The organism is Streptomyces sp. NPDC023838 (assembly GCF_040639555.1).
Taxonomy (GTDB): domain Bacteria; phylum Actinomycetota; class Actinomycetes; order Streptomycetales; family Streptomycetaceae; genus Streptomyces.
On record NZ_JBFAAD010000005.1, the window covers coordinates 210,365 to 224,447 of the forward strand.

At 71.3% G+C, this 14,083-nt stretch carries 13 protein-coding genes; 5 read left to right on the forward strand and 8 right to left on the reverse strand.

What is annotated here, in order from left to right; translation table 11 throughout:
• Nucleotides 1–183: 183 nt before the first annotated feature.
• Entirely contained in the window at nucleotides 184–1,353 is a 1,170-nt protein-coding gene (locus AB0G17_RS08780) for a steroid 3-ketoacyl-CoA thiolase (protein WP_361377712.1), read from the reverse strand.
• Nucleotides 1,354–1,635: 282 nt separating this feature from the next.
• Between AB0G17_RS08780 and AB0G17_RS08785 the strand changes: the two genes are divergently transcribed.
• Nucleotides 1,636–2,877 (forward strand): cytochrome P450, encoded by a 1,242-nt coding sequence (locus AB0G17_RS08785; RefSeq protein WP_361378073.1) that lies wholly within the window; start codon nucleotides 1,636–1,638, stop codon nucleotides 2,875–2,877.
• 21 nt (nucleotides 2,878–2,898) lie between these two features.
• Here the strand turns inward: AB0G17_RS08785 and AB0G17_RS08790 are convergent, their stop codons facing one another.
• The gene (locus AB0G17_RS08790; RefSeq protein ID WP_361377715.1) at nucleotides 2,899–3,162 is read right to left on the reverse strand and encodes a DUF397 domain-containing protein; all 264 of its coding nucleotides are present in this window, start codon (nucleotides 3,160–3,162) and stop codon (nucleotides 2,899–2,901) included.
• The gene (locus AB0G17_RS08795) at nucleotides 3,143–3,970 is read right to left on the reverse strand and encodes a helix-turn-helix transcriptional regulator (RefSeq protein ID WP_361377718.1); all 828 of its coding nucleotides are present in this window, start codon (nucleotides 3,968–3,970) and stop codon (nucleotides 3,143–3,145) included. Before AB0G17_RS08795 ends, AB0G17_RS08790 begins: the two co-directional genes overlap by 20 nt.
• A 94-nt stretch (nucleotides 3,971–4,064) precedes the next feature.
• Here AB0G17_RS08795 and AB0G17_RS08800 point away from each other — a divergent pair, with 94 nt between their 5' ends.
• A complete protein-coding gene (locus AB0G17_RS08800; protein ID WP_361377721.1) occupies nucleotides 4,065–4,499 on the forward strand; it encodes an ATP-binding protein in 435 nt (144 codons plus the stop codon).
• Here the strand turns inward: AB0G17_RS08800 and AB0G17_RS08805 are convergent.
• Nucleotides 4,458–5,738, reverse strand: a complete 1,281-nt coding sequence (locus AB0G17_RS08805) for a M48 family metalloprotease (RefSeq protein ID WP_361377724.1) — start codon at nucleotides 5,736–5,738, stop codon at nucleotides 4,458–4,460. The genes AB0G17_RS08800 and AB0G17_RS08805 overlap by 42 nt on opposite strands.
• 159 nt (nucleotides 5,739–5,897) lie before the next feature.
• Between AB0G17_RS08805 and AB0G17_RS08810 the strand changes: the two genes are divergently transcribed.
• A complete protein-coding gene (locus AB0G17_RS08810; RefSeq protein WP_361377727.1) occupies nucleotides 5,898–6,599 on the forward strand; it encodes a pyridoxamine 5'-phosphate oxidase family protein in 702 nt (233 codons plus the stop codon).
• Here AB0G17_RS08810 and AB0G17_RS08815 read toward each other — a convergent pair.
• Nucleotides 6,503–8,506 carry a bifunctional glycosyltransferase 87/phosphatase PAP2 family protein gene (locus AB0G17_RS08815; protein WP_361378076.1) on the reverse strand — a complete coding sequence of 668 codons (2,004 nt, stop codon included), beginning with the start codon at nucleotides 8,504–8,506 and terminating at the stop codon, nucleotides 6,503–6,505. The genes AB0G17_RS08810 and AB0G17_RS08815 overlap by 97 nt on opposite strands.
• A gap of 334 nt (nucleotides 8,507–8,840) precedes the next feature.
• Here AB0G17_RS08815 and AB0G17_RS08820 point away from each other — a divergent pair, with 334 nt between their 5' ends.
• Nucleotides 8,841–9,995 carry a DUF2330 domain-containing protein gene (locus tag AB0G17_RS08820; protein WP_361377730.1) on the forward strand — a complete coding sequence of 385 codons (1,155 nt, stop codon included), beginning with the start codon at nucleotides 8,841–8,843 and terminating at the stop codon, nucleotides 9,993–9,995.
• Between the two features lie 119 nt (nucleotides 9,996–10,114).
• Here AB0G17_RS08820 and AB0G17_RS08825 read toward each other — a convergent pair whose 3' ends face one another.
• Together AB0G17_RS08825 and AB0G17_RS08830 are read right to left on the reverse strand one after the other, a co-directional pair.
• On the reverse strand, nucleotides 10,115–10,585 hold the full coding sequence (locus AB0G17_RS08825; RefSeq protein ID WP_361377733.1) for a hypothetical protein: 471 nt from the start codon (nucleotides 10,583–10,585) through the stop codon (nucleotides 10,115–10,117).
• A complete protein-coding gene (locus tag AB0G17_RS08830; protein ID WP_361377736.1) occupies nucleotides 10,585–11,184 on the reverse strand; it encodes a hypothetical protein in 600 nt (199 codons plus the stop codon). The genes AB0G17_RS08825 and AB0G17_RS08830 overlap by 1 nt, the downstream gene beginning before the upstream one ends.
• 89 nt (nucleotides 11,185–11,273) lie before the next feature.
• Here AB0G17_RS08830 and AB0G17_RS08835 point away from each other — a divergent pair, with 89 nt between their 5' ends.
• Nucleotides 11,274–11,777 carry a GNAT family N-acetyltransferase gene (locus AB0G17_RS08835; protein ID WP_361377739.1) on the forward strand — a complete coding sequence of 168 codons (504 nt, stop codon included), beginning with the start codon at nucleotides 11,274–11,276 and terminating at the stop codon, nucleotides 11,775–11,777.
• Nucleotides 11,778–11,871: 94 nt separating this feature from the next.
• Here the strand turns inward: AB0G17_RS08835 and AB0G17_RS08840 are convergent, their stop codons facing one another.
• Nucleotides 11,872–13,926: an MDR family MFS transporter gene (locus AB0G17_RS08840; protein WP_361377742.1), complete on the reverse strand. Its 2,055-nt coding sequence runs from the start codon at nucleotides 13,924–13,926 to the stop codon at nucleotides 11,872–11,874.
• Between the last annotated feature and the right edge of the window lie 157 nt (nucleotides 13,927–14,083).

Consider the following 14,083-nt stretch of genomic DNA (forward strand, 5'->3'; position numbering starts at 1 on the left):
TTCTCCCGTATAACCGCTGACCGCTGACCGCTGACCACTGACCACTGACAGCTAACAGCTAACAGCTAACAGCTAACAGCTAACAGCTAACGGCTGACAGCTAACGGCTGACAGCTAACGGCTGACGGCTAACGGCTGACGGCTAACGGCTGACAGCTAACCGCTCCACCCCGGCGGCAGCCCCTACAGCCGCTGAATGATCGTCCCCGTAGCCACCGCACCCCCCGCACACATCGTCACCAGCGCGAACTCCCGATCGCGCCGTTCCAGCTCGTGCAGAGCCGTCGTAATAAGACGGGCCCCCGTCGCGCCGACCGGGTGGCCGAGGGCTATCGCGCCGCCGTTGACGTTCACCTTGTCCAGGTCCTGGTCGAAGACCTGGGCCCAGCTGAGCACGACCGACGCGAAGGCCTCGTTGATCTCGACGAGGTCGATGTCCCGCAGCGACATCCCCGCCTTTCCCAGCACCGCCCGCGTCGCGTCGATCGGCCCGTCCAGATGGAAGTGCGGGTCGGCCCCCACCAGCGCCTGCGCCACGATCCGTGCCCGGGGCCGCAGCTTCAGCGCCCGGGCCATCCGCTTGGACGCCCACATGATCGCGGCCGCGCCGTCGGAGATCTGGGAGGAGTTCCCGGCCGTGTGCACGGCGGTCGGCATGACCGGCTTCAGCCCGGCCAGCGCCTCCATCGACGTGTCCCGCAGCCCCTCGTCCCGGTCGACGAGCCGCCACATGCCCTGCCCGGCCGTCTGCTCCTCCTCGGTCGTCGGCACCTGCACCGCGAACGTCTCCCGCTTGAACCGCTCCTCCGCCCACGCCGCTCCCGCCCGCTCCTGCGAGAGCAGCCCGAGCGAGTCGACCCGCTCCCGCGTCAGCCCCCGGTGGCGCGCGATCCGCTCCGCCGCCTCGAACTGGTTGGGCAGGTCCACGTTCCACTCGTCCGGGAACGGCTTGCCCGGCCCGTGCTTGGACCCCGATCCCAGCGGCACCCGCGACATCGCCTCCACGCCGCAGCTGATGCCGACGTCCACGACCCCCGCCGCGATCATGTTCGCGACCATGTGACTGGCCTGCTGGGACGAGCCGCACTGGCAGTCCACGGTGGTCGCCGCCGTCTCGTACGGCAGCCCCATCGCCAGCCACGCGGTGCGCGCCGGGTTCATCGACTGCTCGCCGGCGTGCGTGACCGTGCCGCCGACGATCTGCTCCACGCAGTCCGCGTGGATCCCGGTCCGCCCCAGCAGTTCACGGTAGGTCTCGCCGAGCAGATAGGCGGGGTGGAGATTGGCGAGCGCACCTCCGCGCTTGCCGATCGGTGTGCGTACGGCTTCGACGATGACGGGTTCCGCGGCCATGAGCTCGTCCTCTCCCTCGCACAGTCGCCGGGGCCTCCCGGAGCCGCCGCGACCGAACTAGTACGCGTTCTAGTTCCGTATGCAGTCTGGTGAGACTTACCCCCGGTACGCAAGGGTTGTGCACGCATCGCGCGCGCTCCAGCGCACTCCCGCGCGGGAACGAACACCTCCCGCACCCTTGCGACTTGTAGAACCCGTTACTACCTTTCAGTCAAATTCTGATGGGTCGTCAGACAAGTTCAGACACGTGCCGTCCGGATGGAGTTCCCGATGGAGTTGCCGATGCGCTGCCCCCACCTTCCCGAGGGGTTCGACTTCACCGACCCCGACCTGCTCCAGGACCGCGTCCCCTACCCGGAGTTCGCCCGCGCGCGGCAGACCGCCCCGGTCTCCTGGTGCCCGCAGCCGCACGGCATCGCCGGCTTCGGCGACGACGGCTACTGGGTGGTGACCCGGCACGCCGACGTCAAGTACGTCTCCACGCACCCGGAGCTGTTCTCCTCCACCACCAACACGGCCGTCATCCGCTTCAACGAGAACATCACCCGTGAACAGATCGAGGTCCAGCGGCTGATCATGCTGAACATGGACCCGCCCGAGCACACCCGGGTCCGCCAGATCGTCCAGCGCGGCTTCACCCCGCGCGCGGTCCGCTCGCTCGAAGACGCCCTGCGCGACCGCGCCCGCCGGATCGTCGACACGGCCCTCGCGGCCTCCGAGGGCCACGACTCCTTCGACTTCGTCACCAACATCGCGGTCGAGCTGCCGCTCCAGGCGATCGCGGAGCTCATCGGCGTACCGCAGGAGGACCGCGCGAAGATCTTCGACTGGTCCAACAAGATGGCGGCGTACGACGATCCCGAGTACGCCATCACCGAGGAGATCGGCGCCGAGGCGGCCATGGAGATCGTCAGTTACGCCATGAACCTCGCGGCGGCGCGCAAGGAGTGCCCGGCCAAGGACATCGTGTCGACGCTGGTCGCGGCCGAGGGCGAAGGCAACCTGCTGGCCGACGAGTTCGGCTTCTTCGTCATCCTGCTCGCGGTGGCGGGCAACGAGACGACCCGCAACGCGATCAGCCACGGCATGCACGCGTTCCTCACCCACCCCGACCAGTGGGAGCTCTACAAGCGCGAGCGCCCCGAGACGACGGCGGAGGAGATCGTACGCTGGGCCACGCCGGTGGTGTCCTTCCAGCGTACGGCGACACAGGACACCGAGCTGGGCGGCCAGAAGATCAAGGCGGGCGACCGCGTCGGCCTCTTCTACTCCTCGGCCAACAACGACCCCGAACTCTTCGACGAGCCCGAGCGGTTCGACATTCTCCGCGACCCGAACCCGCACCTCGGCTTCGGCGGCGGAGGCCCGCACTTCTGCCTCGGCAAGTCGCTGGCGGTCCTCGAAATCAACCTGATCTTCAACGCGATCGCCGACGCCCTGCCCAACCTGACGCTCGCGGGCGACCCACGCCGCCTGCGCTCGGCATGGCTGAACGGGATCAAGGAGTTGCAGGTGAGCCCATGAGCCCCGTGAGCTCCGTGAGCTCTACAGGTGCCGTACGAAGTCGCTGAAAGCGGTGACGTCGAAGCGGAGGGCGGGGCCTTGGGGGTTCTTGGAGTCGCGGATCGCGACGGTGTGGGGCAGGGCGGCGATCTCTACGCAGTCACCGCCCTGGTCGCCACTGTGCGCGGACTTGCGCCACTCGGCCCCGTCGAGGGCTGCACACTCGACGCATTCGCCGCCCTGGTCGCTGCTGTAACTCGACTTACGCCACTCGGCCTGGGACAGCTCAGAGTTGTTGCTCCCCATAGCGCTCCTCCATCACCCGCCGGATCAGCTCTGCCGAGTCCCGGAGGGACAGGGCGGCTGCCTGCAGATGATCGTATCGGAGCGAGCAGTCCTTGACAGTCTCTGGATTGGCCGTGGGATGCCCCATTCCGTAGCCCTCGGTGTAGATGATCGCGGGGTCGCTGGAGAACCGGTAGAGGTTGAATGAGCCTTGCAGCCCGGCGTGCGACCCGACGTCGTACGGCAGCACCTGAATGTTGACCTTCGGGTTGTCCTCGTAGCTCAACAGATGCGCAAGTTGCTCGCGCATGACCTTCGGGCCGCCGATTTCCTGGCTCAGGGCCGCCTCGCTCAGGATCGCCCAAAGAACCGGAGCCCCGTCCTTCTCCAGAATCCGCTGCCGAGCGAGCCGCACCGCCGCACGGTCCTCCAGATTGGCGGTGTCCACGGCCCCCAGCACCGCCTTGGCGTACCCGCTCGTCTGGAGCAGGCCGTGCACCATGTGCGTCTGGAAGGTATAAATCTCAATCGCCCGCGCCTCCAGCTCAGCAACTTGCTGAAACCAAGCCGGAAGTTGACTTCGCAGAACGAGCGGCAGCAGCCGGGACAGCAACCCGCCCGTGCCGAGCGCGATGTCCGCGCGTTCGCTGAAGTCGGCCGTCGGTAGCTTGCGGGCCGTCTCGATCTGACCGATCAGCGAGCCCGTGTACGAGATGATCGCGCCCAGTTGTTTCTGCGTGAGCCCGCTCGCCTCTCGGTAGCGGCGCAGCTCGTAGCCGTAATAGTCGAGCGGCGAGGCGCTCGGGTCGAGGACGTTGATGTGGACCACGGCGGGTACCCCCTCGTGCTCAACTCCGCTTACTTCTCAGCGGGTTGTATTCGTGCCGTAGCCGAGAGTAGCCATCGCGCGCCACGCTCGTACCGTGAACGACAATTCCCAGTACGGCATGCGCTTCACGGTCGGCGCGCACTCTGCCCGCCACGTCCGCAGGATCGTCCGTACGCACCTCGACTTCTGGGCCATGTCCGACCTCACGGACGTGGCCGAACTCGCCGTGACAGAGCTGCTCGCCAATGTGGTGCGGCATGTGCCCGACCGTTACTGCGAGTTGAGCATCCGCCGTCGGCCGCACGGCGTACGCATCGAAGTGTCGGACAGATTCCCGCAGCTTCCCCTCCCCCTCACCGCGTCGGAGGAGGACGAGTCCGGGCGCGGGCTCTTCCTCCTGGACGCGGTGGTCGACAAGTGGGGCGTCTCGCCGGGGCCGGCGAGGAGCGGGAAGACGGTGTGGTTCGAGTGCACCACGTCCAACGTCTCAGCCCGCGTAGTCCCGGATGACCCGCCGCGCCACGCGTGAGCGGGCGCCCGCGAGTTCCGCCTCGATGGCGGCTGTGCTGTCCTCGGTGGGGCGGACGGCGGCCGGGTGCGGCGCGGCCGCCTCGGCGAGGCGCCCGCGGCGCAGGTGGGTGGGCGGATGGGTGGAGTCGACGGCGTGGCCGCGCAGCGCGGCGGCCCGGCGCAGGCGCTCGTACTCCCGCTCCGGTATGGCTCCGATACGTTCGGCGAGCCGGTCCCACAGGCCCCGCTCCGCCTCGTCGCGCGACGCGCTCGCACGGCCCTTGGTCTGCGCTGCGACGGACTCGCGGCGCAGTTCGAGCGCGACCGAGTCCGTGAGCAGGATGCGGTCCATCAGCTCGACGGCCGCCTCGGTCGAACCGGCCCGGGCGGCGGCCTCGTCCGCGAGGTACTCGGCGCGCTGGGTCGCGCGCAGGGTGAGCTGGTCGAGCAGGACGAGCACGCCGTACACGGCCCATCTGGGCACGGCCATCAGGTAGTTGGCGAGCCGCTCGGCCATGGTCGGGTGCGGCTCGGGCGAGAGGAAGTAGACCCACAGGGAGAGCGAGCGCAGGGCGTTGTGGACGATCGTGCCGTGCCGGGTGTCGCCGTTGGCGTAGTGACCCAGCTCGTGGCCGAGGAGGGCGACGCGCTGACGGGGTGTCAGCACCGTCCAGAGACCGAGGCCCAGCCAGAGCACCCGGCGCCGACGTATCCCGTACGTACTGACCGCGGCGTTGGCCTCGGCCCCGACCACGACCGCATCCACGCCGCGCGTGCCGACGACGGCCGCGACCTCGTCGATCAGGCCGAAGAGGCTGGGCGCGTCGGCCCGATACAGCACCGGCTCCTCCCCGGAGTCGGGCAGTGAGCCGAGCCGGGGCCGGAGGACGAACGCGATGCCCAGGAGCACGGCGCCGAGAGCCCAGCCGCTGAACGTGCCGATGCCGCCGACCAGGATCACCACCCCCGCGACGGCGAGGCCGAGGGTGACGGCGTGCACGAGGAGCGCCAGCGCTCGGGCGAGGACGCTCGACGCGTCCTTGAGGGGGCGGCCGTCGACCCCTTCGGCGTACAGCTGCTCGCCGTGACGTCGTGCCAGCTGCCGCCGCAGCGCCTCCAGCCGCCCCTCGGGGGCCTGCGGCGCGCCCGGATCGACGTTCCAGCCACACGCGGCGCACCACGTCACGAACCTCGGGTCGACCGGTACGTCCCGGCCGCAGTCCGGGCAGAGCTTCGCCTGCGGTCTCGCGGTCTCCACGGTTCTCTTTCCCCTCCCCTGGCCGCCCCTCCCCAGGGGCCGCCTCCGATGCCGGGCGCACCGCGCCGACGAGGCAGGGTAGAGCCTCACCTCTTGATTGCCCGCACCACAACTGAAACAGTTGATATTGCAGGTGATATCAACCGGATCGGTGGGGGAATGAGCACCAAGGAACAGAATCAGCAGCATCCGGGGCAGCTGGACGTCACCGAGCGGACCCGGCACCGGCGGCTGCGGGAGCAAGGCAGCACCGAGGTCGCCGACCTCGACGCGATCCTTGGGGGCGGGTTCGTGTGCCATCTCGGGGTCGTCGTCGACGGCGCGCCGATGGTCGTGCCGACCGTCTACGGCGTGGACTTCGACGTCCGTACGCTCTACGTCCACGGATCCGTCGCCAGCCGCAGCCTCCTCCGTGCCCCCGAGCAGACCGTGTGCGTCACCGTGACGCACATCGACGGGCTCGTCCTCGCCCGGTCCGTCTTCGAGCACGGGGTGAACTACCGCAGCGCGATGATCTACGGCGTGCCCCGGGCCGTGAGCGAGGGGGACGAGCTGCTGCACGGGCTGCGGGTGGTGACCGAGCAGTGCGCGCCGGGGCAGTGGGAGTACGCGCGCCGGCCCAGCCGTAAGGAGCTCGCCGCCACCGCGCTGCTCGCGCTGCCGCTCGACGAGGCGTCCGTGAAGACCGCGTCCGGCCCGCCCCAGGACGGGGACGGGCCGGACGGTGAACTCGGGCTGTGGGCCGGGGTGGTGCCGCTGCGGAGCTACTTCGACACGCCGGTGCCCGACCCCGTTCTGCCCGTCGGCATCGCCGTGCCGCCCCATGTGGCCGCTCTGGGCGCGGGCGGTCCCGGAAGCTGAACGCCGCGCGGGCCCGCCAGTACGTACACCAGGGCGAAGCCCGCGCCGACGACCGTCGCGCCGCCCACCGCGTCGAGCACCCAGTGGTTGGCGGTGGCGATGATCGCGCAGACGGTGAAGAGCGGGTGGAGCAGGCCGAGCGCCTTCATCCACAGCTTGGGCGCCACCACCGCGATCACGATGCCGCACCACAGCGACCAGCCGAAGTGCAGGCTCGGCATCGCCGCGTACTGGTTGGTGACCTGCGTCATCGCCCCGTAGTCCGGGTTGGCCAGGTCCTGCGGGCCGTGGACCGTGTCGACGAAGTCCATGCCCGGCATCAGGCGCGGCGGGGCGAGCGGGAAGAACCAGAAGCCGAGCAGGCCGAGGAGCGTGGCGAAGCCCAGGGCGGCGCGCGCCCAGCGGTAGTCCACCGGGCGGCGGACGTACAGCACGGCCAGGACCGTCAGCGGCACCACGAAGTGGAATGACTCGTAGTAGAAGTCGAGGAACGATTCTAGCCACTTGACGTGCTGGATCGAGTGGTTCGCCCAGCGCTCGATGTCGATGTGGAGCGCGCGCTCGATCGACACGATCGTCCGGCCGTGCGCCTCGGCCGTCCCGCGCCCGGCGTCGGCGGCGGCGCGGATGTGCGAGTACGCGGAGTAGCCGACGCGGATGAGCAGCAGTTCCAGGAGCAGGTTGGGGCGGCTGAGCACCCTGCGCCATAACGGCAGCAGCGGAACGCGCGCCCAGCGGGCCGGGGCGGGCTGCGCGTACGTGGTGGGAATCGGCGCCCGGAAGTGCTCGGAGGCGCGCGGCAGGAACGGCACCAGACAGGCCGCCATGAGCGCCGTGAGGAGGGGGACGTTCTCGCGTATCGGGTACAGCACCGCCACGTTGGGCAGCAGCACCGCGCCCGGGAGCGTCATCACCAGGATCACGACGGCGGGCCACACCAGACGGTCGCGGGCCCTGGTCCCGGCCCGGCCGGCCATCGCCAGCAGCACCCACAGCAGCTGGTGCTGCCAGGCCGTCGGCGAGACGGCGACCGCGACACAACCGGTGAGGGCGACGGCGAGCAGCAACTGGCCGTCGCGCGCGAGGCGGACGGCGCGGTGCAGCCCGAGGACGATCACGGCGGCGGCGAGCACCAGGAACAGCGCGATCTCCAGCGGCCCTTCGAGGCCGAGGCGGAGCAGGGCGCCGTGCAGGGACTGGTTGGCGAGTCCGTCGGGGCGCGCGCCGAGCCCGGCGCCCGCCACGTGGTGCACCCAGTACGTCCAGGAGTCGTGCGGCATGACCGCCCAGGTCAGGGCGGTCGCGGCGGCGAAGGTGGCGGTGGTGGAGACGGCCGCGCGTCTGCGTCCGGTCAGCCAGAGCAGCGGCACGAAGAGCAGCACGGTGGGCTGGAGGGCCGCGCCGATCCCGATGAGCAGGCCGCAGACGCGCTCGCCCCGTACGGCGAAGCAGCCGAGCAGGACGAGCAGGACCGGGATGATGCTGGTCTGGCCGGTGGTGAGGGCGTTGCGGACCGGCAGCGAGACCATCAGGAGGCTGATGGCGACGGGCGCGGCCAGCAGCGAGCTGCGGCGCGAGAGGGGACCCGGCAGCGCGCGGGCGGCCACGACGCCGAGCACCGCGACGAACAGCAGGGTGGAGAACGTCCAGGCCACGCCGAGCGCCTGCTCGGCGGAGTGGGTCAGCGGCTTGAGGACGAACCCGGCGAAGGGGGTGCCGGTGAAGTGGTCCTGGTCGTACAGGGACCCTTTGACGTGCAGCACTCCGCTCACGCCGCCGTCGGTGCTGTTGGCGCCGGTCCAGGTCTCCAGGTCGGTCAGCCGTTCGTTCGGCGGGAGGCGCAGCACATGAGCCATCTGCCGTAGGGCGAGGACGGCGGCGACGAGCCACAGCACCACACGGGCCATGCTCATCCGGGTGTCCGTCGGCCCCGAGTCCACCGTGCTGCCGTGTCCGCCGTGCTCCGCGTTCGCCACGCCCCGCCGAACCTCCCACCGTTCTCCGTAAGCCCGCTGTTCGCCCGTCGTACCGGCCCCCGAGTGCGGGGCGACTGCTCAGAGCCTTGCACCGCCCCTTCGAGAAGACTCAGACAACCCCCACTTCGCCTGACTGTCACCGGGGTTTTGACCGGAACCGCCTTGCCCGGACGCGCGCCGTACCGGAACCGGAGCCATCGGAACACCGTCGTAAGATCCCGTCGGCGTACGGAGTTTCACGGAAGGCGGGGGAATGCGCGGGGGAATGCGGACCAGCGGTGTCAGGGCACGAATCGGGCTGGTCACGGGGGCGTTGCTGGCGCTCCAGCTCGGCTCGCTCGTCTCCCCCGCGTACGCGTGCGGCTGCGGCGCGATGGTCCACGGCCCGGGCACGCGGCTCGCGGTGCGGCAGGAGACGTCGGCGGTGCGCTGGGACGGCCGAAGCGAGCAGATCGTGATGAGCCTCACGGTCGACGGGAACGCCCCGAAGGCGGCGTGGATCATGCCGGTGCCGCACCGGGCGACGGTCACGCTCGGCGACCGCGCGCTCTTCTCCGAACTGGAGAAGGCCACGGCGCCGGTCCACAAGGACCGCGACTACTTCTGGCCGAGGGACGGCGACTGGCCCTTCACCCGCGACCACCACTCGGTGGGCGACGCCGCGCCCGCCCCGGGCGCGGCCGCCCCGTCGGTCGGCGTGGTCGGCCGCGAGCGCCTGGGCCCCTTCGACGTGGCCCGCCTCACGGCCACGGACCCGGACGCCCTGCGGGACTGGCTCGCGGCGAACGGCTTCCAGCTCCCGCCCGCCCTCTCCACCGAACTGCGCCCCTACGTCGACCAGAAGTGGGAGTACGTGGCGATCCGGCTGGCCCCCGCGTCGGGCGACGGCCCCTTGACGGGCACGCTGGACCCCTTGAAGCTGACGTTCCCGAGCGAGCGCCCGGTCTATCCGATGCGCCTGTCCCGCCTGGCGAAGACGGCCCAGTCCCTGAAGCTGTACGTGGTCTCGGCCCACCGGATGGAACCGGAGTCGGCCATTGGGGGCGCGCCGCCGGAGGTGCTGTACGCGGGGCGGGTGCCGGCGGAGTGGGGCGAACTGGCCAGGTTCGCGGGCACGTCGACCGACGCCCCCAAGGGCGGCACCCCGTACCTCACGGCCGTGAGCCAGTCCTTCTGGCAGCCCTCGGCCATCACCGGCGACCACGAACTGACCCGTACGGCGGACGACGCCCCGTTCCAACGCGTGATCTACACGGACCACTTGATGCGCGTGGGCGGCATCCCGGCCTGGCTCCTGACGGTGGGCACGGGCCTGGCCGCCATGGCGACGACGGCCCTGCTGCTCGTACGCCGGGGCCTGCGCCGCCGCCGCGTGGTGGTGCCACCGGCACCGGTGGTGGTGCCGCCGCCGTTGGGGTGAGGGGCTGTTGGGGCAGGCGTGTTGGGCTGGGGGTGTTGGGGCGGGGCGCCGCGCGCGTACGACCCGTACGGCTTGAGGCGTGCGTACGGGTCGTACGGTACGGGGCTCCGGGGCTCCGGCTAGAGCTCCAGCATGCGCTCGGTGAGCTCGCGGCAGTCGCGCAGCGCGAGGCGGAGCTCCTCGGTGTCGCCCTTGGCGGAGACGTCCCGCCGCCGCTCCTTGACGAGTTCCGCGACCCGCGCTGCCGTCTCGCCCAGCACGGCGTCGGCCTCCTCGACGGACTTGCGGGGCTCGTCGATGAACCCGGTCACCGCCCGGTGCATCCGCAGCGCCCACTTGTCGCGCTCCTCGGTGGGCAGGAGCGGGGCGGGCGCGAGCTCGGCGGGCGGGGGCGGGGCGGGCTGGTCGCCGCTCACCGGGGCCGAGGGGCCCATGCCCGGCTCCGGGGCGCTCAGCCCCGGGTCGGAAGCCCGTACCGCCGGAGCCACCGGTGGCGCGGCCGGGGTCGTGCCCGGGGTAGTGCCAGGGCCCGGCCCGGGCCTTGGGACCGCCGCCGCGGTGCCCGCCGGCTCGTCGTCGTGATGCCGCATCACACCGCCCCCTTCGCATGGCGCCGCGGCAGGGCCGGGCGGCGGGTGGGCTGGGCGTGGCGGGGGCCCGCCGTGAGGAGTTCCTCGAACAGGGAGCGGGCCTCGATGACCGCGCCCCGCATCTCCTCGGTGTCGCCCTCGCCCCGCGCCGCGCGGTGCACCCGGCGGTAGCCGTCGAGCTGCCCGGCGTGGTGCACGGACAGCGCCGCGATCTGGTCCTCGTACGCCTTCGCCGCCGGGAAGCCCCGCTCCTCGGCCAGCCGGGCCACCAGCTTGTCGGCCGCCTCGGCCGCCCGCCGCGGCGAGTCGACGAACTGCTCCTGGATGCCCGCCCAGCGCACGAGGTAGTGCTCGCGGGCCTCGGGGGGCAACGGGCGCTCGGTGAGCGCGCCGTGCTGCTTCAGCCGCTGGGTGAGCTCCCGCTCGGCGGCCCGGCGGTCCCCGTCGTGCAGGACGACCGCCCGTTCGTACTCGGGGCCGAAGCGCCGCCGCAGTCCGCGCCCGCCGGTCGCCGAGCCGCGCAGGGCGAACCGGACGGCGACGGCGAGGGCGGCGAGGGCGAGCACGGCGATCAGGACGACAATCACGATCGTGGACATGTCTGCCTTCCCGGTGAGTTGGTCCGTGTCCGCCGGGTTGCCAGGAATTCGGTGGCCAAACGGTGCCTGCGTCGGGTAGGCAGACGCCCATGAGTTGGATCATGAACCGCGAGCCCTACGACTCCCCCAACGCGGCCCTGCTCCGCCGCGCGTACTACGACGAGGTGGCGAGCCGCTGGTACGGCCGCCCGGCCACGGACGAGGAGATCGAGCAGGGGCTGACGGACGACGGCGCCGACCGCCTGCGCCCTCCCCTGGGCGACTTCGTGGTCGGCCGCCGCGACGGGGCCGCCGGCGCCTGTGGCGGCATCCTGCTCTGCGAGACCGCCCCGGTCATCGACGGCACCGCCCCGGCCACCGCCGAGCTGACCCGCATCTATGTACGCCCCGAGCTGCGCGGCACCGGCGGCGGCGCCGCCCTTCTCACCGCCCTGGAGACGGCCGCCCGCCGCCTCGGCGCCCGCCGCGTCGCCCTGGACACCCGCCACGACCTGGTCGAGGCGCGTGCGCTGTACGCGCGCAACGGCTACCGCGAGGTCGAGCCGTACGACCAACGCCCGTACGCGGAACGGTGGTTCGCGAAGGAGCTGTGAGGGGGCCGCGCGGGAGTCGCGCGGGAGTTGTCAGGGCGGCGGGGGCGGTTGTCAGGGCGGCCGGGGCGGCGCACTCGGCCGCCGCACACCGCCGTCACCTCGCGTGGTCCCGCCGCGGTTCCGGCCCGCGCGGCAGTTCCCCGTCCGAGCCCGACAACTGCGCCGTCAGCTCCTCCACCAGCTTGACCAGGTCGGTCGGCCGGTCGGGGCCCCACCAGTCGCCGAGCAGGTCCGCCAGGGACTCCTCGCGGGCATGGGCGAGCCGCAGGGCCGTCGCGCTGCCCTCCTCCGTGGCGACCAGCGCCATCCCGTCGCGGCGGGCCAGGCCGCGCACCTCCAACTGGCGGGCGCCCTCGGTGATCACTGCCAGGGGTACGGGCACGCGCTCGGCCAGGAAGGCGGGTTCCGCGGAGCCGTAATGGTGGATCCGCAGCAGGAGCCAGCTCGCGGCGGGCAGCAGGTCGAGCCCGGCCCTGGCGGTGATCGTCTCGTAGATCTCGCGGCGGCCCTCCCGCGTGCCGAGCACCGAAAGGGCCCGCGCGCACTCGTCGTACGACGAACGCTCGACCGGGTTGGAGGCCACGGTCTGGCTGGCGTCGGGCGCGGTCACGGCGCCGCGCAGCTTGTCCTCGCGCAGGAACCAGGCGATCGCGAAGGCGAGCAGGGTCACCGGCACCGCGTAGAGGAAGACATCGGTGATCGACTGCGCGTACGCGTGCAGCACCGGGGGCCGCAGCAGCGGCGGCAGTTCGGCGATCGTGCGGGGATCCGCGGCCAGTTGGGAGGGGCCGGTGCCCGCCGGGAGCGTACGGCCCGCCAGCGCGTCGGCGAGTTTGCCGTTCAGCCGGTTGGTGAAGATCGTGCCGAAGATCGCCACACCGAAGGACGCGCCGATCGAGCGGAAGAAGGTGGCCCCGGACGTGGCGACGCCCAGGTCCGCGTACGCCACCGCGTTCTGGACGACCAGGACGAGCACCTGCATCACCAGGCCGAGGCCCGCGCCGAAGACGAAGAAGTACAGACTCATCTCCCAGGTGGAGCTCGTCTCCGTGAGCCGGTGCAGCAGGAGCAGCCCGAAGGTGACGACGGCCGTGCCCGCGATCGGGAAGACCTTCCAGCGCCCCGTACGCGACACGATCTGGCCGGACGCGGTCGACGTCACCAGCAGCCCGAGCACCATCGGCAGCATGTGCACGCCGGACATGGTCGGTGTGACCCCCTGGACGACCTGCAAGAACGTCGGCAGGTACGTCATCGCCCCGAACATCGCGAAGCCGACGACGAAGCTGATGACGGCGACGAGCGAGAAGGTGCGGATACGGAACAGCTTCAGCGGAAGGACGGGTTCCGCCGCCTTCCGCTCGACCACGACGAACGCGCCGAGCAGCACGGCGCCCAGCACCGCGAGCCCGATGATCTGCGCCGAGCCCCAGGCCCAGGTGGTCCCGCCGAGCGAGGCGACCAGGACCAGAGAGGTGGCGACGGAGGCGATCAGGAAGGTGCCGAGGTAGTCGATGGTGTGGCGGGTGCCGTGCGCGGGGATGTGCAGCACCGCGGCGATCACCAGCAGGGCGACGATGCCGATCGGCAGGTTGATGTAGAACACCCAGCGCCAGCTGAGGTGTTCGGTGAAGAGGCCGCCGAGCAACGGACCGAGCACGCTGGTCGCGCCGAAGACGGCGCCGAACAGGCCCTGGTACCTGCCGCGTTCGCGCGGGGAGACGAGGTCGCCCACGATGGCCATGGACAGCACCATGAGGCCACCACCGCCCAGGCCCTGCACCGCCCGGAAGGCGATCAACTGCCCCATGTCCTGCGCGATCCCGCACAGCGCCGAACCGACGAGGAAGATGACGATGGCGGCCTGGAACAGCTTCTTCCTGCCGTACTGGTCGCCGAGTTTGCCCCAGAGCGGGGTCGCGGCGGTGGAGGCGAGCATGTACGCGGTGACGACCCACGACAGGTGCTCCATCCCGCCGAGCTCGCTGACGATGGTCGGCAGCGCGGTGGAGACGATGGTCTGGTCGAGCGCGGCCAGCAGCATGCCGAGCAGCAGCGCGCCGATGGCGACGAGTACGGTCCGCCGCTCCTGCCCCGCGCCGGGCCCGGCCGCGGGGGAGAGCGCGGCGGGGGCCGTTTCCTGAGCCATGGACACCCCTCTCTCTTCTGCCTCCCCCTCCGTCTGCGCCCCGCCTCTCTCCATCCTGATAGCAATGTCCGGATATGGCCTGCCGGGCCCGCCCGGGCCCCTCGGTCGGCCGCCGTGGGGCCCTGCATAATCGCAGGCAGTTCAAGGGGAGGGGACC

Bases quoted from the DNA above. Each gene is read 5' to 3' on its own strand.
- AB0G17_RS08780 (WP_361377712.1), bottom strand. From the start codon at position 1,353: ATGGCCGCGGAACCCGTCATCGTCGAAGCCGTACGCACACCGATCGGC.
- AB0G17_RS08785 (WP_361378073.1), top strand. From the start codon at position 1,636: ATGCGCTGCCCCCACCTTCCCGAGGGGTTCGACTTCACCGACCCCGAC.
- AB0G17_RS08790 (WP_361377715.1), bottom strand. From the start codon at position 3,162: ATGGGGAGCAACAACTCTGAGCTGTCCCAGGCCGAGTGGCGTAAGTCG.
- AB0G17_RS08810 (WP_361377727.1), top strand. From the start codon at position 5,898: ATGAGCACCAAGGAACAGAATCAGCAGCATCCGGGGCAGCTGGACGTC.
- AB0G17_RS08815 (WP_361378076.1), bottom strand. From the start codon at position 8,506: ATGGCCCGTGTGGTGCTGTGGCTCGTCGCCGCCGTCCTCGCCCTACGG.
- AB0G17_RS08820 (WP_361377730.1), top strand. From the start codon at position 8,841: ATGCGGACCAGCGGTGTCAGGGCACGAATCGGGCTGGTCACGGGGGCG.
- AB0G17_RS08825 (WP_361377733.1), bottom strand. From the start codon at position 10,585: ATGCGGCATCACGACGACGAGCCGGCGGGCACCGCGGCGGCGGTCCCA.
- AB0G17_RS08830 (WP_361377736.1), bottom strand. From the start codon at position 11,184: ATGTCCACGATCGTGATTGTCGTCCTGATCGCCGTGCTCGCCCTCGCC.
- AB0G17_RS08835 (WP_361377739.1), top strand. From the start codon at position 11,274: ATGAGTTGGATCATGAACCGCGAGCCCTACGACTCCCCCAACGCGGCC.
- AB0G17_RS08840 (WP_361377742.1), bottom strand. From the start codon at position 13,926: ATGGCTCAGGAAACGGCCCCCGCCGCGCTCTCCCCCGCGGCCGGGCCC.